This window comes from Buttiauxella sp. (genome assembly GCF_049686335.1).
Classification (GTDB): domain Bacteria; phylum Pseudomonadota; class Gammaproteobacteria; order Enterobacterales; family Enterobacteriaceae; genus Buttiauxella.
Genome location: NZ_JBAVHX010000022.1, coordinates 25,120 through 42,659 on the forward strand (window position 1 = coordinate 25,120; position 17,540 = coordinate 42,659).

The following is a 17,540-nucleotide window of genomic DNA, read 5'->3' on the forward strand; positions in this document are numbered from 1 at the left end:
TCCTTAGTCTGGATAACCTTGAGGATGGCGGGACTGCCAGCGCCAGGTATCATCTGCCATTTCTTGCAGAGTCCGGCTGACACGCCAGTTAAGTTCATTGTCGGCTTTGTTGGCATCAGCCCAATACGCAGGGAGATCGCCATCACGACGCGGGGCGAAGTGATAATTGACCGGTTTTCCGCAAGCGGTGCTGAAAGCGTTGATGACGTCCAGCACGCTACTGCCAATACCTGCACCGAGGTTGTAAATATGCACGCCAGGTTTACCTTGTAGCGTTTGCATCGCGGCCACGTGACCATCGGCGAGATCCATCACGTGAATGTAGTCGCGCACGCCGGTTCCATCTTCGGTTGGATAATCATTACCAAAGACGGCCAGCGAATCACGACGTCCAACGGCAACTTGCGCGATATACGGCATCAGGTTGTTTGGAATGCCTTGTGGATCTTCACCCATATCCCCTGATGGATGTGCACCAACGGGGTTGAAGTAACGCAGCAGCGCCACGCTCCACTTTGGCTGCGCTTTTTGCAGGTCAGCCAGAATCTGTTCAACCATCAGCTTACTGCGGCCATAAGGGCTTGCAGGTGTGCCAGTTGGGAAGCTTTCAACGTAAGGGATTTGAGGTTGGTCGCCATACACGGTGGCGGAAGAGCTGAAGATGAAGTTGGTGACATTGGCAGCGCGCATGGCAGAAATCAGGCGCAATGTGCCGGTAACGTTGTTGTCGTAGTATTCCAGCGGTTTGTTAACCGATTCGCCGACGGCTTTTAAGCCAGCAAAATGAATAACGGCATCGACCTGATGATCGTGGAAGATTTCAGCCAGCAACGCTTCATCACGAATATCGCCATCGATGAACAGAGGGTGTTTGCCGCCCAGGCGTTCAATGACTGGCAGAACGCTACGCTTGCTGTTGCACAAATTATCCAGAATGACGACGTCATGACCATTTTGTAGCAGTTGCACGCAGGTATGACTGCCAATGTAACCGCTACCACCTGTTACCAATACTCTCATTTGTCGCTCCATTACGCGTATGGTATGTAATAAACATAGCATAACAGAGATGTCGAAAGTGTGACATGTGCTAAATTAGTGGAATCGTTTACACGCATCTTTGCAACACAGTCACTATCGAAAAAAATGATTATAAAACAAAGGGGCACTGACATGATGTTGCAGGTTGTCTGAAAGTCGCTGCGCTAATCCGTCTGATGTAAAAAATCAGCGCAAGCGACATCCATGATTCTTATTGAGGGGATGATAAATCTTCAGTTTGATAGCGATAAATCTCGCCATCAGCAACGAAGGTCAGGCGCTTCGTGATGCATTCTGGGGCATCTTCAGCGTGGTGAGAAACGAACAGCAACTGGGTTTCCCCTTCGCCAATCAAAATATCAATGAAACGACGCACGAGCTGGCGATTGAGTGGATCAAGGCCTTGCAGTGGTTCATCAAGAATTAAAAGTGTTGGATGTTTCACTAATGCACGAGCAATCAGGGCAAGGCGTTGCTGACCCCAGGAAAGGCTGTGGAATGGGGCGTCGGCGATGGCATTGTCCATACCGAGCATATGCAGCCACTGGCGAGCCAGTTTTTGCTGGCGGTCAGAAACAGCCTGATAAATACCAATCGAATCAAAATAGCCAGAAAGAACCACGTTTCGCACCGAGGTACTGACTCGGTAATCCAGATGCAAATTACTGCTGACGTAACCGATATGCTTTTTGATGTCCCAAATGGTTTCGCCACTGCCACGACGACGGCCAAATAATGTCAGATCGTTGCTATAGCCTTGGGGATGATCGCCCGTCACCAGACTGAGTAATGTCGATTTACCGGCACCGTTTGGACCCACGATTTGCCAGTGTTCGCCAGGATTTACCGTCCAGGACAGTTTATGCAAGATTGGCCTGTCGTTATATTCCACAACACCGTCACGTAGAACAATGAGCGGTTGATCCCTGGGTAAGGTGTGGCGAGCGCTCGGATCGTCGGCTTCCGGCAGCGCAACGCCCGCCAGTTTTTCACTGTGAGCCAGTTGCGCGATCAGCGCTTGTTCGAGTAGCTTTTTCTTTTCACCCACTTCAATCAGCGCACAATCGGCCAGCACGCCAGCATATTGGACAAAATCAGGAATTTCATCAAAGCGGTTAAGCACCAGCACCACGGTGTAGCCTTGCGTGCTCAACTCACCTAATAACCCAGCGAGTTGCTCACGAGATTTCACATCCAGCCCGTCAAATGGCTCATCAAAAATAAGCAGATCAGGCTGTGCCATTAGCGCCTGGCAGAGTAGAGTTTTGCGGGTTTCACCGGTCGAAAGGTATTTAAAACGGCGGGTGAGTAAAGAGGTGATGCCAAAAAGCTCCGCCAGCTGGTGGCAGCGGGCGTCATCTTTGATTTCATCCTGAATAATTTCAGCCGTGGTGCGGCCTGTATCGTTCTCGTCAGGACTCAATAAATCGGTGTTGTTGCGCTGCCATTCATCACTGACTAACTTTTGCAGCTGTTCAAATGAAAGGTGCGCAATGCGGGTAAAGCTGCACTGACGTTTGCCTTTTTGCAGGGGCAGGGATCCGGCGAGCGCGCGGGCCAGTGCCGATTTCCCGCTACCGTTCGCACCGACAAACGCCCAGCTTTCACCGGCGTTAATGGTTAAATCGTTGAGGGCGAGAGTTCGGGTATCGTTGAGGTGGAAGATCCCTTGCGAAATATGTAACGCAGACATTTATTATCCCAATCTTTAGAGTCGGTTGCAGTGATTTACTCCAGATTTACGGATTGCCTGCGTTATTGTCAATTCGCTGGGCGCTTTTAGCACAGAGTGGCGATAATCACGCGATCAGCATTAAAAAATGCTATGGCTTCAGCACCTTCTACCAGTTTCTGGGTTTCTGCCACGTGATTAGGCACCGTTGCGCACAGCGTTTGTCCATCTGGCAACTGAACCAACACTTCGCTTTGCTCAGGATCTTGCTGAATTTTACTGATAATGCCGGTGAGTTGATTATCGGCACTGCTGGCCTGCTTCGCATCGGTGGTGATCTCCACCCACGGTGCCTTAATCAGCACCAGTACTTCTTTGCCGGAAATCAACCCAAGACGCTCGGCACTTTGGCGGGTCACCGCTGCACGCAAGCGTGTGGTGCCATCAGCCAGCAGAATATCAACATGCTGCTGCACTTGTTCGCTATCGCGGTGCAGAACCGTGCCGAAAAGCTGGTTACGGGCGCTGGTTTGCAGTGAGAAACGAGAAATGGCGGCAAGCAGGCTGTCGAGGGGCAGGGCGTCATCTCGCAGGACATCGAAAGCTTTTTGCTGGATTTGCGCGAGTAATTCATACAGCTGAATCAGGCGTTCGCCATAACGCGTAATCACCGCACCGCCGCCGCCTTTACCGCCCGTCGCCCGCTCAACCAGCGTCACGTCGCTTAACTGATTCATCTCATTGATGGCATCCCAGGCACTTTTGTAGCTTATGCCTGCAAGTTTTGCGCCCTGGCTAATTGAGCCGGTATGTTGTATTTGTTTAAGTAGCGCGATACGACGTGGATCGGCGAACAGCCGCTGCTGGAGTTTCAGCGTCAGTAAAATTTCAGCTTGCATAACCTCTCCGCAATAATAAAAAAGTCATTTTCCTCTATTGCGGCAGGATGGGCAAATGGCACAAAAGGAGAGTGCGTTTTTCTGTCAGGTGGTTAGAATACTCGTTCTCACTTTTGTTGGAGGCATCCATGTTAGAGTTATTAAAAAGCTTGGTGTTTGCCGTGGTCATGGTGCCAATCGTTATGGCGGTGATCCTCGGACTTATCTATGGATTGGGTGAAGTCTTTAACGTCTTCTCAAAAGTCGGTCATAACGACCAACCGAAACAAAACCATTGATTTCCTAACGCCCGCTTAAGCGGGCGTTGTCTTAATCCCCGCCTATAAATTCAGTAACGGCAGTGCCGCAGGTATCTGTGATAACAGGTACAAAACCAGCCCGATAGAACCCCCAACCAGCGTGCCGTTAATGCGGATAAACTGTAAATCCTTGCCGATATTCAGTTCGATTTGCTGAGACATATCCTGTGCATCCCAACTTTTTACCGTATCGCTAATGTGACGAGTCAGGAATGTGGCGAACTCCGGTGCCATTTTTTGTACAGCTTGTTCCAGATGCTCATTCAGTGAGGCTCGTAGCGCGCTGTCAGCAACCAGTGTTTCCCCCAACCACTGCCCAGCTTCAGCAATCCGCTGTTTCAAACGCGAGTCATCTGAGTTGACGTCAACTTTCAGCCATTGGCGTAAATCTCCCCACAGCTCACCCAGATAGCGATTGAATGCTTCATCTTCTTTCAGATAACTTTTAATGCTGTCCGCTTTTTCAGCCATTTGTGGCGAGTGCTTCAGATTTTCGATGAGCTTTAAGGTTGCGCGATCGAATGCCTGGCGGATCTGGTGCCCCTGATCGTGGCTAACGTCATCTAAAAATGAATTTACTGCACTGGAAACCAGCTCAGCGCTGTGTTCTCCAAGCCACTCTGTTGGCAACATTCTGGCTTTGCGCGGATGCTCTGTTTCCAGCCAGTGGACAATCTGGCGGGCAATAAATACTCGTGTGCTTTCACGTTTAATCAGCGCGAGCATTTGAGCGATAACTGAATCGAGCAGTTCCTGATGGCGGTTATTTTTAGTCAGACTTTCCAATAGCAGGGCGCTTGAATGGGTCAAATCGACTTTATCAATCGCCTTGTGTACGGCCTGGCGGATCAAGCGCTGGATACGAGCATCGTCGGTCATCTCCAAAAAGGCGCTCATCACCTGAAGTAAATGCTGACCCACCCGCTGAGCATTTTCGGGTTTGCTGAACCACTGGCCAATCATATGTGCGGGTTCGTGACGACGAATCAGCGCAATCAGGGATTGAGTATCGAGAAACTTCTCTTGCACAAAGATGCCGAGGTTTTCGCCAATCCGGTCTTTATTACGCGGAATAATCGCCGTATGGCGAGATATAAAGGGAATGGGTACACGACGAAATAGCGCGACAACGGCAAACCAGTCAGCAAGCGCGCCCACCATCGCAGCTTCTGCAATGGCTTTTAAGCCGCTAACCCAGAAGTTGGGTGGTAAAAAGAGGGTGATCACAAACGTTACAGCAGCAATCAGCAGTAAGGACAGCGCAAGGCGCTTAGTTCGTTTCAGTTCAGCTATTTTCTCCATCAACTAAGCATAGAACGGTGAAGGCTGAATCGGTAGCACTAATTTACGTGCGATTAAAGCGTTACTGACGTGAACTTATTCCAGGTAATCCAAATTACAGGCAATAAAAAAGCAGCCATAACAGGCTGCTTTTCTAAAAGATTTCTGGTCGGCACGGAGAGATTCGAACTCTCGACCCTCGCCACCCCATGACGATGCGCTACCAGGCTGCGCTACGTGCCGACTGAAAAATAATACTACCTTTTCTGTCATGGTTTGCAAGATTACGCATGGCTAACTGTTTCATAAATAAACAATCAATTAGCGATGAAGCGTTTCTCGTCGGTCAGCACTTGCAGCAGTAATCCCAGCTGCGGCTTGGTTTCTTTGATGGTTTCGCCTTTTAAATCGTACATCCGATAATTGCCGTTGTTATCAAGTACCAGCGTCATGGTCGGCAACGTAATCGCGAGGCTATTATTGTCCGCGCCTACTACCCAGTTATTGCGGCGGGTGGCAGCAAACAGGTCTTCACCCTGTGAATACTCATTTGCCGGGTTTTTGACGTGCAGCAGACGTTGCATCAACGTGGTCATCACATCCTGATGATCGGTGAGTTTTGCGATGCTTTGCGCAGGAGTACCCGGCCAGTGGATAACCAGTGGAACCTGAATACGCGAACGCGACCAGGCGAAAGAGTCTTGCTCTTTACCCAGTGGTACACCGTGACCTGCGGTGATAATCACCACCGTATTCTGGAGCTTACCGGAAGCTTCCAGCGCATCCAGTACGCGTTTAATTTGCTCATCAACACTGCCTGCTGCGCGGGCATAGCGACGCGCAAAGGCTTGCTGATTACTGTCTGCCGTGATGCTGGTGCCATTAAAGGCGACCCAGGAGAACCAGCGGTTATCCTCAGAGGCGTACTGCGTCAACCAGTTAATCCATTGCGAGGCGGTCTGTGCGTCAGACTGACTTTGCGCAGAAGGCAGAGAGAAGTCAGATAACAAAGCCTGGCGATACATTGAAGAGTCGAAGCCATCGGAGGCGAAAAGCCCCAATTGATAGCCTTGCTGGTTCAATGCCGTAATCAATGCCGCAGGGATGCGCGAGGATAAAACACCGTCCATATAGGCCGGTGAGATACCATAGAACAGGCCAAAGATGCCGTTATCGGTACCATTACCCGCGCTCATATGCTGCGTGAAGTTAATGTTGTTGCTCGCGAACTGGCTGAGGTTTGGCAAATCTTTCTGCACATGTTCGGCATTCAGACCATCAACGGTTATTAGCAATACATTACTGCCCGTTCCCATATCGCGGAATTGCAGGTCACTGAGCGGATACTGCACCGAAACGGCTTCAGGATTACCCTGTTCCACGAGGCGACGCTGGTACTCTTTTGCATCCAGCAAGCCATGTTTTTCGAGGAAGCGGCGAGCCGTCATCGGATACGAAAGCGGGAGGTTGGCGCGCTGCATAGTAATCGGGCGGTAGAAGTTCGCATCCGCCCAGATATACATAATGTGGCTACTAAAGAAGGCGACAAAAAACAGTACCACGACCGGTTTGGCATAATGCCTGCGCCGCCCGAGGCTGCGCAGTTTCTGCCAACTCCAGGTCGCAAACAGCATTTCAATCAGCAAAATCACCGGCACGCTGATAAACATTAGCTGCCAGTCTCGCGCCATCTCACTCTGGTCGGGGTTAATCACCAGTTCCCAGACAATCGGATTAAGATGGAGATGGAAGCGAGTAAAGACTTCACTGTCGATAAGCAGCAGCGTCATGCCTGCGGTGGCAAGCGCTGCCGAGACAAATCGCATCAAACGTTGTGACATCACAACAAACGTCAAGGGGAAGAGGATCAGCAAATAAGTGGCGAAAACCACAAAGCTGAAATGGCCGATAACCGTCAGCCAGGAATAAATACGACCCGTGAGCGTTGTCGGCCAGTCGGCGACAAACAGATAGCGGCTACCCAGCAGCGTTGCCAGCAGGATATTGAACAGGGCGAACCAATGTCCCCAACTGACCATCTGGGAAACTTTTTCGCGGTAGCGCTGACGGTTAGTCACCATAACGTGTAACTACAATCCCTTAATTAGCTTTGTCTTCGCTCACGGAGGCTTGTAACGCCTCAGCGAATGAGCGAGCCAGCGAGCGGCGCTGAGCAGAAGCTACGCTGGTGTTAATCAGGTTGGTGACCATATTTCCCAGTACCATCAGGGAAAGATCGGTTGGCGTTTGGTGCTTTTCCAGCACGCTCGCCAGTTCACTCAACAGTTCTTCGACGCGTTCGTCACTATAACGGGATATTTGTGGCATAAATTAACAATCAATTAGATTCGGGAAAGGGCGTTATCTTACCGTAGAAGGACCTGTTTTTCTGCTTTTTTATCTTTCCCCTTCATACTTCAAGCTGCACGTGCGTTGGCTGCTTTCACTCACCCGAATCACTTAATGGAGTAAGCTCATCCGGATTCACTCAATTGCCGCCTTCTTGCAGCCCGAATTATTTAGGGGAGGTTGCACAAGGCTTCCGCCAATGGTTGAATACCGCCGAGTCTAAAAGGAGAGTTTACCATGAGTCTGGATATCAACCAGATTGCCTTACACCAGTTGATCAAACGCGGCGAACAGACACTTGAAGTTGTGCTGCGCGATTCTCTGTTGGCAACGAACGGCGCCGTAGAAGAAATGATGGCCGAATTGCACCGCGTCTACAGTGCAAAAAATAAAGCATATGGCCTGTTCAGCGAAGAGAGTGAATTAGCAGAAGCCTTGCGCTCGCAGCGTAAAGGCGATGAGGATTTCCTGGCGTTCAGTCGTGCAGCGACGGGTCGCTTGCGTGATGAACTGGCCAAGTATCCTTTTGCGGATGGCGGCATCGTGCTGTTTTGCCAGTATCGCTATTTAGCTGTGGAATATTTGTTGGTGGCGGTGCTGAATAATTTAAGCAGCATGCGCGTCAACGAAGAGCTGGACATCAGTTCCACGCATTATCTTGACATCAATCACGCAGATATTGTGGCGCGTATTGATTTGACCGAGTGGGAAACTAATCCTGAATCCACCCGTTACCTGACTTTCCTGAAAGGGCGAGTAGGGCGCAAAGTGGCCGATTTCTTTATGGATTTCCTCGGTGCCAGCGAAGGGTTGAACGCCAAAGCGCAAAACAAGGGCCTGTTGCAGGCGTTAGATGATTTCACTAACGAAGCGCAACTGGATAAAAACGAACGTCAGGCGGCGCGTCAGCAGGTTTATGCTTACTGTAATGAGCAACTCCAGGCGGGAGAAGAGATTGAGCTTTCGTCGCTTGCCGATGAGTTGCCATGGGCAGTCGATGACAAAAACTTCCAGCAATTCACTGCTGATAAAGGCTATGAGTTGGAAGAGAGTTTCCCGGCTGACCGTAGCACGCTGCGTCAGTTAACCAAATTTGCCGGTAGCGGTGGTGGGTTAACGATTAACTTTGATTCGATGTTATTAGGCGAGCGTATTTTCTGGGATCCAGCGACCGATACGCTGACCATTAAAGGCACGCCGCCGAATCTGCGCGATCAGTTGCAGCGCCGGAGTTCAGGCAAGTAACCATAAAAAAACCCGCCGAAGCGGGTTTTTTTTCGAGCTAAATTCGCGATTAAGCGCGAACGAAGTCGATGTGGCTCAGTTTTGGCTTGAACGGGTGACGCTGAACAGCCTGAACTTTAACCTTAACTTCTTTACCGTCTACAACCAGAGTCAGAACTTCTTCGTAGAAACCTGGTTTAGTTTGCAGGTTCATTACGTTGTCGTGATCCAGTTCGATAGAGATCGCAGCTTCGGAACCACCATAGATGATTGCCGGGAATTTGTTAGCTGCACGCAGGCGGCGGCTCGCACCCTTGCCCTGCTCTTTGCGTTCTACTGCATTGATAGTAAACATTAACTGTTTCTCTCTTAAATAATCCTGTTACAGGCGACCCAGCAACAGGAAAGTTTTCTGCTTTGCGGATGCAAAAGCGGGCGGGATTATAGCCATATCTGGCATGCTCTTCAATCAAAAGAACCTTCAGCCGCGCAATTCATTCGCACGGCGGAAGCGGCCTTCGTAATCAAATACCTTTTCCCGCACGTTCCAGAAGTTGCCGTTTTTGCGGGCTACGACAAAATCCGGGTGACGAAGTGCTGATTGCTGCGCGACTACATCAGCGGCATTTATCCAGCGTAGCGGCACACCTGGTGTACGGCTGTGCGGCCGAATAAACAACTGTTCAAACGCCATACGTTGGGCGGGTGTTTGCAGCCGGAACCGCTCGCTGACGTCCGCGCCATCTTCATCGAAATAGGTAATTTTCAGCCAGTCGCCTTTATCATCGCCACCGTGCAGCAGCGTCATTCCGCTACAGCGCAAAACCAGCGCGTCTTTTAATTTCAACGCCGCTTTTAACATATCATCCGGATCGACCAGAACCTGATCGCACTGGTGGCAGCGACGGGCCGCAATGTCATTCTCGGCGTTGCATTGCGGGCAGTTTTTAAAGCGGAAGCGGAAATCGCATTGTTCACGCGTCCCGTCATCATCTTCAAACCAGCCCTGGCAGCGGCGGCCAAAATGTTCAATCAAGGTGCCATCGCTGGTGGTTTTACCCCAGAACGTATTGGCAAACCCACAGGATGGGCAAAATACCTGCACCGGCACATTGTCGCTTTTGCCTTTCGCCGCGCCGACTTCAGGCGTGAATAAATCATGAGGATTGCCGGCGTAATCCAGAATCAAACAATCCTTTTTTCCTGGCGCCAGGCGCAATCCACGACCCACAATTTGCTGATACAGGCTTACAGACTCGGTCGGCCGTAAAATAGCAATCAGGTCAACATGGGGAGCGTCAAAGCCAGTGGTGAGCACCGAAACATTGACCAAAAACCGGAATTGCTGGTTTTTGAATGCTTCTATTAAGGTATCGCGCGCGGGGCCTGGGGTATCGGCGGTAATCAGTGCGGCATCGGTTGCAGGCAGCAGGGCGGTGACCTCTTTGGCATGTTCAACCGTTGCGGCAAAAATCATCACGCCACGTCTGTCAGCGGCAAACTCAACAATCTGGCTGATGATATGCGGGGTAATGCGCTTTTGCTGTTTAAGCTCGCGATTAAGGTCTGCTTCACTAAACAAGCCGTTAGATTGCGCCTGCAAGCGGCTAAAATCGTACTGTACTACTGGCATATCCAACCGCTCGGGCGGCGTTAAATAGCCATGCTTTATCATGTAGCGCAGCGGTAATTCATAAATACAGTCACGGAACAGGGCTTTTTCATTGCCCCGAACCATACCGTGATAGTGGAAATGGTAAATCCATCCTTTGCCCAGTCGATAAGGTGTGGCGGTCAACCCGAGCAGGCGCAATTTAGTGTTTGCGGTGCGCAGATGGGCAAGGATTTGCTGATACTGGCTGTCGTCGGAATCGCCGATGCGGTGACATTCATCAACAATCAGCAAGGAAAACTCACCGTGGAACTGTTCCAGATTTCGCGCCACCGACTGTACGCTGCCAAAAACCACTTTGCCGTGGCTCTCTTTGCGCTGCAGGCCAGCCGCGAAAATGTCAGCTTCCAGTCCTAATGCACAATATTTAGCGTGGTTTTGCGCGACCAACTCTTTGACATGCGCCAGTACCAGTACGCGCCCACGGGCCACCCGTGCGAGCTCGGCAATCACCAGACTTTTTCCGGCACCCGTCGGCAGCACAATCACCGCGGGTGTGATGTGTTGGCGGAAGTAGTGCAGGGTGGCGTCGACGGCTTCTTGTTGATAAGGGCGCAGGGTAAAAGACATAAACTCTCAGACTCGGGGAAATAACACGCTCAATTATGCCATGAGAAACGTTTTACCTTGAGAGACTTTTCTATCTCGCTATACTGGCAAACTAATTAACAGGCAAACGATTTATACCCTTATAAAATGGGCTTTTGCCCTGTCAGCCTTCAATGCTGGCACCTCTATGAAACAGGCAATATTTTAATGCGACTCGATAAATTTATCTCTCAGCAGCTTGGTGTGAGCCGTGCTATTTCTGGCCGTGAAATCCGTGCTAGCCGTGTCACCATTGATGGCGAAGTGGTGCGTGACGCCTCTTTCAAACTGAATCCTGAACATCAGGTTGAGTTTGATGGCCGCTCGTTGACGCAACAAAACGGCCCTCGCTACTTTATGCTTAATAAGCCGCAGGGTTATGTTTGCTCGACCGAAGACCCGGATCATCCAACCGTGCTCTATTTCCTGGATGAGCCGATGGCGCACAAACTGCATGCTGCTGGGCGTCTGGATATCGACACCACAGGTCTTGTGCTGATGACCGATGATGGCCAATGGTCACACCGTATTACTTCTCCACGCCATCATTGTGAAAAAACCTATTTAGTGACGCTTGAGAATCCAGTCTCCGATGACACGGCAGAACAATTCGCTGCTGGCGTTCAACTGCATAATGAAAAAGATCTGACGCTGCCTGCGGTACTGGAAGTCATTACCCCGCTGGAAGTCCGTCTGACCATCAGCGAAGGGCGTTATCACCAGGTAAAACGCATGTTCGCGGCCGTGGGCAATCATGTGGTGGGTTTACATCGTGAGCGTATTGGCGCGATTGCCATGGATGCGGATCTCGCACCTGGCGAGTACCGTCAGTTAACCGAAGAAGAAATTGCTAGCGTAGGCATGCCGCCGCGTTGATTTCAGGAGGATGTGTTGAGTAGTAAGCAAAACTCGTCAATTGGTATTGTGGTGATCCTTGGCCTGCTGGCCATGTTGATGCCGTTATCAATCGATATGTACCTGCCAGCATTACCGGTCATCGCGTCGGAATTTGGCGTGCCCGCTGGCAGCGCGCAAATGACGCTAAGTACCTATATTCTCGGCTTCGCTATCGGCCAGCTATTTTATGGCCCAATGGCTGACAGCATTGGCCGAAAGCCAGTAGTGCTTGGCGGTACGTTAGTCTTTGCGGCGGCGGCGATTGCTTGTGCACTCTCACAAACGATTGATCATTTGATTGCGATGCGTTTTCTGCATGGTCTTGCTGCGGCAGCCGCAAGCGTCGTTATCAATGCCCTGATGCGCGATATTTATCCGAAAGAAGAGTTCTCACGCATGATGTCGTTCGTCATGTTGATCACCACGATTGCGCCGTTGGTGGCGCCAATGGTGGGTGGAGCCGTGCTAGTGTGGTTTAGCTGGCATGCCATATTCTGGATTCTGGCACTAGCAGCTCTACTGGCATCAGCGATGATTTTCTTCCTGATACATGAAACGCTACCGGTCGAACGGCGGCAGAAGTTTCATTTGCGCACCACGATCGGTAACTTCGCCACGCTGTTCCGCCACAAACGGGTGTTGAGTTATATGCTGGCAAGTGGCTTTAGCTTTGCGGCGATGTTCTCATTTTTGAGCGCCGGGCCATTTGTTTACATCGAACTTAATCATGTCGCGCCACAGCACTTTGGTTACTACTTCGCGCTTAACATTGTGTTCTTGATTTTAATGACGCTGATTAACAGCCGCTTTGTACGCCGCTTTGGGCCACTGGCGATGTTCCGCTTCGGGTTGTTTGTACAATTTGCCATGGCAATCTGGCTGGTCGCGAGCACGGGGCTGGGGTTAGGTTTCTGGTCGATGGTATTGGGCATTGCCGTGTTTGTGGGTTGCGTGTCGATGGTGTCGTCAAATGCGATGGCGGTCATTCTTGATGAGTTTCCCCATATGGCAGGGACGGCGTCTTCACTGGCGGGCACGTTCCGCTTTGGTATCGGTGCGTTAACCGGAGCGTTGTTGTCTATCGCGACCTTTAACTCCGCGTGGCCAATGATTTGGTCGATTGCGGTGTGCGCAACCTGTTCCATCGTTTTCTATCTCTACGCCAGCCGTCCTCGGCTCTCCGCAACAAAATCCTAAAATGCAAAAACGGGCATCGCCGGATGCCCGTTCTTTAATCCAAATCAACAAAAATTCCTTCCAAACGCCTACAATTTGTTTCTCAAATGTAAATGCCTCAACAACAAAAAGTCACATTCTTGTAGTTAAAAAGGTTGAGTTAGATCGAAGAAAGCGTTACATATAGCGCCGAAACGTGTGCAGCACCACAAAACTAAAACGTTAGATATGAAATGGTAGACAAATAATTACAACGGATGTAGGCGGTTTCAACTGTGTTTACACACAAATCATCAACATTGTGTTAACCTTTATGTAAATCGTTTGTGAAAATATTTTGAGTTTTTCCAGGGGAATACCATAGTGAATACGTTACAGCTTTCCATCGTTCATCGTTTACCGCACAGGTATCGTTGGCTGGCGGGTTTTGCAGGTTCCAGAGTTGAACCGATTCCGCAAAATGGGCCTAACGCTGAAAATTGCCTGATTGGCCTTAAATTGCTGAGCGATAGCAGTGATGCTGCGTGGCCGACGATGCACAAGTTGAGCCTTGCCCTGCGCGATATCGAAGTGGATTCTTCGGTGGTGGAATGCGAAGGTGAACCGTGTTTATTTGTGAATGACCAGGATGAACTGGCAGCAACATGCCGCCTGAAAAACTTTGGCGTAGCGATTGCTGAGTCTTTCTCCAGCGCGAATCCTTTTTGACTGTAAATCCAGCGAGTCAGGCAAGCGCAAGTAATTGGCGTGTATATTCCGCCTGCGGCGCAGCAAATATCTGCTGACATGCCCCTTGCTCGACTACTTCTCCCTGCCGCAATACCACAATCTGATGGCATAACGATTTCACCACGCGCAAATCATGGCTGATAAAAATGTAGGCCAGCTGATGTTTTTCTTGTAACGATTTCAGCAATGCAAGAATTTGCGCTTGTACCGAACGGTCAAGAGATGACGTCGGCTCATCCAGAATAATCAATTCCGGCTGTAAAATGAGCGCCCTGGCAATGGCGATGCGCTGTCTTTGCCCGCCTGAAAACTCCGCCGGATAACGGTGCATGGTTTCCGGATCCAACCCCACTTCCTGCATCGCGACGATCACTTTCTGTTCGCGTTCTGCTGCACTTAACGCAGGCTGATGGACGCGTAAACCCTCTTCAATGATCTGCAAAACATCAAGCCGCGGATTAAGCGAAGAATTGGGATCCTGGAACACCACCTGGATGCGGCTACGCAACGGCAGCAGTTTTTTGCGATTAAGATCGTGCAGCGGTTTGCCGTCAAACCAAATCTCTCCACTGGAGTGAATCAGGCGTAGCAACGCAAGCCCGGTCGTACTTTTCCCCGAACCAGACTCCCCAACCAGCCCGATGCTTTCACCGGCACGTAGCGCAAAACTCAGATTTTTTATCCCGTAGTTGTGGCCCACCGTTTTTCTAAGTAACCCACGGCGAATCGGGAAAGCGACTTGTAAATCATTAACCGTTAATAACGGTGTGCTGGTTTCATCGACCGGAAGTGGCGTGCCGCCTGGTTCTGCGGCCAGCAATTGTTGGGTGTAAGGGTGCTGCGGTGCCGATAACAATTGGGCGGTTGAGTTTTGTTCGACACATTTTCCGTTGCGCATCACGGCAACGTTATCCGCCAGCTTTTTGACGATATTCAGGTTATGGGTGATGAACAGCAGCCCCATGTTCAGCTCTTGCTTGAGTTCTTTCAGTAATTGCAGGATTTGCGCCTGAACCGTGACATCCAGTGCCGTGGTGGGTTCGTCTGCAATCAGCAATTCCGGGCGTGTCAGCAACGCCATGGCAATCATCACGCGCTGGCGTTCTCCACCAGAAAGCTGATGCGGGAAGTCGGTTAAACGGCTTGCCGCGTTGCGAATGCCTACTCGATCAAGACAGGTCAGCATTTCAGCGCGAGCCGCTTCCCGGCGCATGCCCCGATGAAGCGATAATACTTCGTAAAGTTGCTTTTCGATATTGTGAAGGGGATTAAGCGAAACCATTGGTTCCTGAAAAATCATGGCGATTTTATTGCCACGAACGCTGCGCAGTGTCCGCTCAGGTCCATGCAGCAACTCCTGGCCTTTAAAGAAAATCTCTCCTGACGGGTAAATCACCGGCGGTGCAGGCAGCAAACGCAACACGGATAACGCGGTCACGCTTTTCCCGGAACCCGATTCCCCGACTAACGCCAGCGTTTCACCGGCATTCACTTCAAGGGATAAATCATCCACCACTTGTCGGATAGTATTGCCGCTTTGGAAAGCAACAGACAGGTGATTGATGGATAGCAGTGGCGTTTTCATCTCAGTACACCTTGCTCGGGTCGAAGGCGTCGCGCACGGCTTCGCCAATAAAAATGAGGAGAGTCAGTAAGATGGCCAGCGAAAGGAATGCGGTGATGCCAAGCCACGGCGCCTGAAGATTATTTTTACCTTGTAACAGCAGTTCACCGAGTGACGGCGAGCCGAGCGGTAAACCAAAGCCGAGGAAATCCAGTGAGGTGAGGGTGGTAATCGAACCGCAAAGGATAAATGGCAGGAATGTCAGCGTAGCGACCATGGCGTTGGGAAGGATGTGGCGGGTGATTATCGACCAGTCATTCACGCCCATGGCCTGGGCTGCACGAATGTAATCGAAGTTGCGGGTACGCAAAAACTCAGCGCGCACCACACCCACCAGACTCATCCAGCCAAACAGTACGGTAATGCCGAGCAGCCACCAGAAATTTGGCTGGATAACGCTTGAAAGCAGGATGATGAGAAACAGGGTCGGCATACCCGACCAGACTTCGATAAATCGCTGCCCCCACAAATCCACGCGTCCGCCGTAATAACCTTGCACTGCACCGGCCAGGATCCCAATCATGCTGGATAAGATCGTCAACATCAGGCCGAAAAGAATGGAAATACGGGTGCCATAAAGGATCCGCGCCAGCACGTCGCCGCCGTTGGCATCCGTCCCCAGCCAGTTTTGACGGCTTGGTGGCGAAGGGAAGGGGACGGTGGTGGCAAAGTTAATCGCATTGTAGCCAAAGCGGATCGGTGCCCACAGGACCCATCCTTTCTGGCTCAGGCGTTCTGCAAGCCAGGGATCCTGATAATCAGCAGGTGTTGCCAGCGGGCCACCGAAATCACTTTCGCTGTAATCGGCGATAAACGGGAAATACAGACTTTCCTGGTAATGCACGATCAATGGACGGTCATTGGCGATAAGCTCTGAACCGAGCGTCAGCAAAAAAAGAATCGCGAAAATCCACAGCGACCAATAGCCGCGCTTATTATGGCGAAACCGTGCCCAGCGGGCTTGATTCACAGGACTTAACTGCTTCATCCACGACCCTCGAAATCAATACGCGGATCAACCAGCGTGTAGGTGATGTCGCTCAGAATATTCAGCAGCAAACCAATCAGTGTGAAAATATACAAGGTGCCAAACATCACCGGATAGTCGCGGGAAATGGTGGAATCATAACCCAGCAAGCCCAGCCCGTTGAGCGAGAACATCACTTCGATAAGCAAAGAGCCGGTAAAAAACATACTGATGAACGTGGCAGGAAAACCGGCGATCACTAACAGCATGGCGTTGCGGAAAACGTGGCGATAGAGAATTTTGCTGTCATCCAACCCTTTAGCTCGCGCAGTGACCACGTATTGCTTGCGAATTTCATCCAGAAACGAGTTTTTAGTCAGCATCGTCAGGGTGGCAAAACCACCTACCACGGTTGCCAGCACCGGTAATGTGATGTGCCAGAGATAGTCAAAGATTTTGCCGTACCACGGCAGGGAATCGAAATTAGTCGAAACCAGGCCACGCAGCGGGAACCAGTCCAGATAACTTCCGCCCGCAAACAAGACAATAAGTAAGATTGCGAATAAGAAAGCGGGGATCGCGTAGCCGATGATAATAAACGTGCTACTCCAGACATCAAAAGAGCTGCCGTTACTGACTGCTTTTCGGATACCCAGCGGAATCGATACCATGTAGATAATTAAGGTGCTCCACAAACCGATCGAAATAGACACCGGCAAGCTGTCTTTAATCAGATGCAGAACCGAAGCGCTACGAAACAGGCTGTCGCCAAAGTCAAAACGCAAATAATCGCCAAGCATTTTGAAGTAGCGTTCATGAATTGGTTTATCGAAACCATAGCGGTGAGTGATTTCAGCAATGACTTCCGGGTCGAGGCCACGTGCGCCACGATACTGGCTGTCGCCAGGGTTGCCGACGCCGACTCGCGCATGGCCGCTGCCCATGTTGTCCGTCGATAAACCTGGGACGCCTGCGCCGTGGCCAAACTGAATCGCCGCGATTGCCTGGTCCACCGGGCCACCGGGTGCAATCTGTACGATGAAAAAATTGATGGTGATAATGGCCCACAGCGTCGGGATTATCAGCAGCAAGCGACGTAACAGATAACTTCCCATGGATGCC

The 17,540-nt window shown here is 50.7% G+C and carries 16 protein-coding genes and 1 tRNA gene; 5 read left to right on the top strand and 12 right to left on the bottom strand.

Features of this window, described 5'->3' with window-relative positions; genetic code table 11:
* Nucleotides 1-3: 3 nt before the first annotated feature.
* The 3 genes from galE to modE form a co-directional block, all read right to left on the bottom strand.
* Nucleotides 4-1,020, bottom strand: coding sequence for a UDP-glucose 4-epimerase GalE (gene galE, locus WBL83_RS14760; protein WP_424589851.1), 1,017 nt, complete (start codon nt 1,018-1,020; stop codon nt 4-6).
* A 232-nt stretch (nt 1,021-1,252) separates the two neighbouring features.
* Nucleotides 1,253-2,734, bottom strand: a complete 1,482-nt coding sequence (gene modF / locus WBL83_RS14765) for a molybdate ABC transporter ATP-binding protein ModF (RefSeq protein ID WP_424589852.1) — start codon at nt 2,732-2,734, stop codon at nt 1,253-1,255.
* 86 nt (nt 2,735-2,820) lie between these two features.
* Nucleotides 2,821-3,612, bottom strand: coding sequence for a molybdenum-dependent transcriptional regulator (gene modE, locus WBL83_RS14770; RefSeq protein ID WP_424589853.1), 792 nt, complete (start codon nt 3,610-3,612; stop codon nt 2,821-2,823).
* Nucleotides 3,613-3,740: 128 nt separating this feature from the next.
* On the opposite strand from modE, the gene WBL83_RS14775 reads away from it, so the two are divergent.
* Nucleotides 3,741-3,890 carry an AcrZ family multidrug efflux pump-associated protein gene (locus tag WBL83_RS14775; RefSeq protein WP_064512573.1) on the top strand — a complete coding sequence of 50 codons (150 nt, stop codon included), beginning with the start codon at nt 3,741-3,743 and terminating at the stop codon, nt 3,888-3,890.
* 42 nt (nt 3,891-3,932) lie between these two features.
* Here WBL83_RS14775 and WBL83_RS14780 read toward each other — a convergent pair whose 3' ends face one another.
* The 4 genes from WBL83_RS14780 to WBL83_RS14795 form a co-directional block, all read right to left on the bottom strand.
* Nucleotides 3,933-5,213 (bottom strand): DUF445 domain-containing protein, encoded by a 1,281-nt coding sequence (locus WBL83_RS14780; RefSeq protein ID WP_424589854.1) that lies wholly within the window; start codon nt 5,211-5,213, stop codon nt 3,933-3,935.
* 145 nt (nt 5,214-5,358) lie between these two features.
* A tRNA-Pro gene (locus WBL83_RS14785) sits at nt 5,359-5,435 on the bottom strand.
* A gap of 74 nt (nt 5,436-5,509) precedes the next feature.
* Nucleotides 5,510-7,273, bottom strand: coding sequence for an LPS biosynthesis-modulating metalloenzyme YejM (gene yejM / locus WBL83_RS14790; protein WP_424589855.1), 1,764 nt, complete (start codon nt 7,271-7,273; stop codon nt 5,510-5,512).
* Nucleotides 7,274-7,292: 19 nt separating this feature from the next.
* Nucleotides 7,293-7,520 carry a YejL family protein gene (locus WBL83_RS14795; protein WP_424589856.1) on the bottom strand — a complete coding sequence of 76 codons (228 nt, stop codon included), beginning with the start codon at nt 7,518-7,520 and terminating at the stop codon, nt 7,293-7,295.
* A gap of 258 nt (nt 7,521-7,778) precedes the next feature.
* Between WBL83_RS14795 and yejK the strand changes: the two genes are divergently transcribed.
* Complete coding sequence (gene yejK, locus WBL83_RS14800) at nt 7,779-8,786, top strand: nucleoid-associated protein YejK (protein WP_183269965.1); 1,008 nt, start codon at nt 7,779-7,781, stop codon at nt 8,784-8,786.
* Nucleotides 8,787-8,835: 49 nt separating this feature from the next.
* Here yejK and rplY read toward each other — a convergent pair whose 3' ends face one another.
* A complete protein-coding gene (gene rplY, locus WBL83_RS14805; protein WP_183269964.1) occupies nt 8,836-9,120 on the bottom strand; it encodes a 50S ribosomal protein L25 in 285 nt (94 codons plus the stop codon).
* Between the two features lie 126 nt (nt 9,121-9,246).
* Complete coding sequence (locus WBL83_RS14810) at nt 9,247-11,007, bottom strand: DEAD/DEAH box helicase (protein ID WP_424589857.1); 1,761 nt, start codon at nt 11,005-11,007, stop codon at nt 9,247-9,249.
* A gap of 186 nt (nt 11,008-11,193) precedes the next feature.
* Here WBL83_RS14810 and rsuA point away from each other — a divergent pair, with 186 nt between their 5' ends.
* The 3 genes from rsuA to WBL83_RS14825 all read left to right on the top strand — a co-directional run bounded on the left by rsuA (nt 11,194) and on the right by WBL83_RS14825 (nt 13,806).
* Complete coding sequence (rsuA, locus tag WBL83_RS14815; RefSeq protein WP_424589858.1) at nt 11,194-11,901, top strand: 16S rRNA pseudouridine(516) synthase RsuA; 708 nt, start codon at nt 11,194-11,196, stop codon at nt 11,899-11,901.
* A gap of 15 nt (nt 11,902-11,916) precedes the next feature.
* Nucleotides 11,917-13,119: a Bcr/CflA family multidrug efflux MFS transporter gene (locus WBL83_RS14820; RefSeq protein WP_424589859.1), complete on the top strand. Its 1,203-nt coding sequence runs from the start codon at nt 11,917-11,919 to the stop codon at nt 13,117-13,119.
* Nucleotides 13,120-13,461: 342 nt separating this feature from the next.
* A complete protein-coding gene (locus WBL83_RS14825; protein WP_424589860.1) occupies nt 13,462-13,806 on the top strand; it encodes a YejG family protein in 345 nt (114 codons plus the stop codon).
* A 16-nt stretch (nt 13,807-13,822) separates the two neighbouring features.
* Here WBL83_RS14825 and yejF read toward each other — a convergent pair whose 3' ends face one another.
* From yejF to WBL83_RS14840, 3 genes are read right to left on the bottom strand one after another with little or no spacing between them, the layout of a single operon-like run.
* The gene (gene yejF, locus WBL83_RS14830) at nt 13,823-15,412 is read right to left on the bottom strand and encodes a microcin C ABC transporter ATP-binding protein YejF (protein WP_424589861.1); all 1,590 of its coding nucleotides are present in this window, start codon (nt 15,410-15,412) and stop codon (nt 13,823-13,825) included.
* A gap of 1 nt (nt 15,413) precedes the next feature.
* Nucleotides 15,414-16,439 (bottom strand): microcin C ABC transporter permease, encoded by a 1,026-nt coding sequence (locus tag WBL83_RS14835; protein ID WP_424589862.1) that lies wholly within the window; start codon nt 16,437-16,439, stop codon nt 15,414-15,416.
* Nucleotides 16,436-17,533: a microcin C ABC transporter permease YejB gene (locus WBL83_RS14840; RefSeq protein WP_424589863.1), complete on the bottom strand. Its 1,098-nt coding sequence runs from the start codon at nt 17,531-17,533 to the stop codon at nt 16,436-16,438. Before WBL83_RS14840 ends, WBL83_RS14835 begins: the two co-directional genes overlap by 4 nt.
* Nucleotides 17,534-17,540: the final 7 nt, after the last annotated feature.

Excerpts from the sequence above, each read along its gene's own strand:
- WBL83_RS14835 (WP_424589862.1), bottom strand. The coding sequence starts at position 16,439 with ATGAAGCAGTTAAGTCCTGTGAATCAAGCCCGCTGGGCACGGTTTCGC.
- WBL83_RS14780 (WP_424589854.1), bottom strand. The coding sequence starts at position 5,213 with ATGGAGAAAATAGCTGAACTGAAACGAACTAAGCGCCTTGCGCTGTCC.
- rplY (WP_183269964.1), bottom strand. The coding sequence starts at position 9,120 with ATGTTTACTATCAATGCAGTAGAACGCAAAGAGCAGGGCAAGGGTGCG.
- modE (WP_424589853.1), bottom strand. The coding sequence starts at position 3,612 with ATGCAAGCTGAAATTTTACTGACGCTGAAACTCCAGCAGCGGCTGTTC.
- galE (WP_424589851.1), bottom strand. The coding sequence starts at position 1,020 with ATGAGAGTATTGGTAACAGGTGGTAGCGGTTACATTGGCAGTCATACC.
- modF (WP_424589852.1), bottom strand. The coding sequence starts at position 2,734 with ATGTCTGCGTTACATATTTCGCAAGGGATCTTCCACCTCAACGATACC.
- WBL83_RS14810 (WP_424589857.1), bottom strand. The coding sequence starts at position 11,007 with ATGTCTTTTACCCTGCGCCCTTATCAACAAGAAGCCGTCGACGCCACC.
- WBL83_RS14775 (WP_064512573.1), top strand. The coding sequence starts at position 3,741 with ATGTTAGAGTTATTAAAAAGCTTGGTGTTTGCCGTGGTCATGGTGCCA.
- yejK (WP_183269965.1), top strand. The coding sequence starts at position 7,779 with ATGAGTCTGGATATCAACCAGATTGCCTTACACCAGTTGATCAAACGC.
- WBL83_RS14795 (WP_424589856.1), bottom strand. The coding sequence starts at position 7,520 with ATGCCACAAATATCCCGTTATAGTGACGAACGCGTCGAAGAACTGTTG.
- yejF (WP_424589861.1), bottom strand. The coding sequence starts at position 15,412 with ATGAAAACGCCACTGCTATCCATCAATCACCTGTCTGTTGCTTTCCAA.
- WBL83_RS14840 (WP_424589863.1), bottom strand. The coding sequence starts at position 17,533 with ATGGGAAGTTATCTGTTACGTCGCTTGCTGCTGATAATCCCGACGCTG.
- yejM (WP_424589855.1), bottom strand. The coding sequence starts at position 7,273 with ATGGTGACTAACCGTCAGCGCTACCGCGAAAAAGTTTCCCAGATGGTC.
- rsuA (WP_424589858.1), top strand. The coding sequence starts at position 11,194 with ATGCGACTCGATAAATTTATCTCTCAGCAGCTTGGTGTGAGCCGTGCT.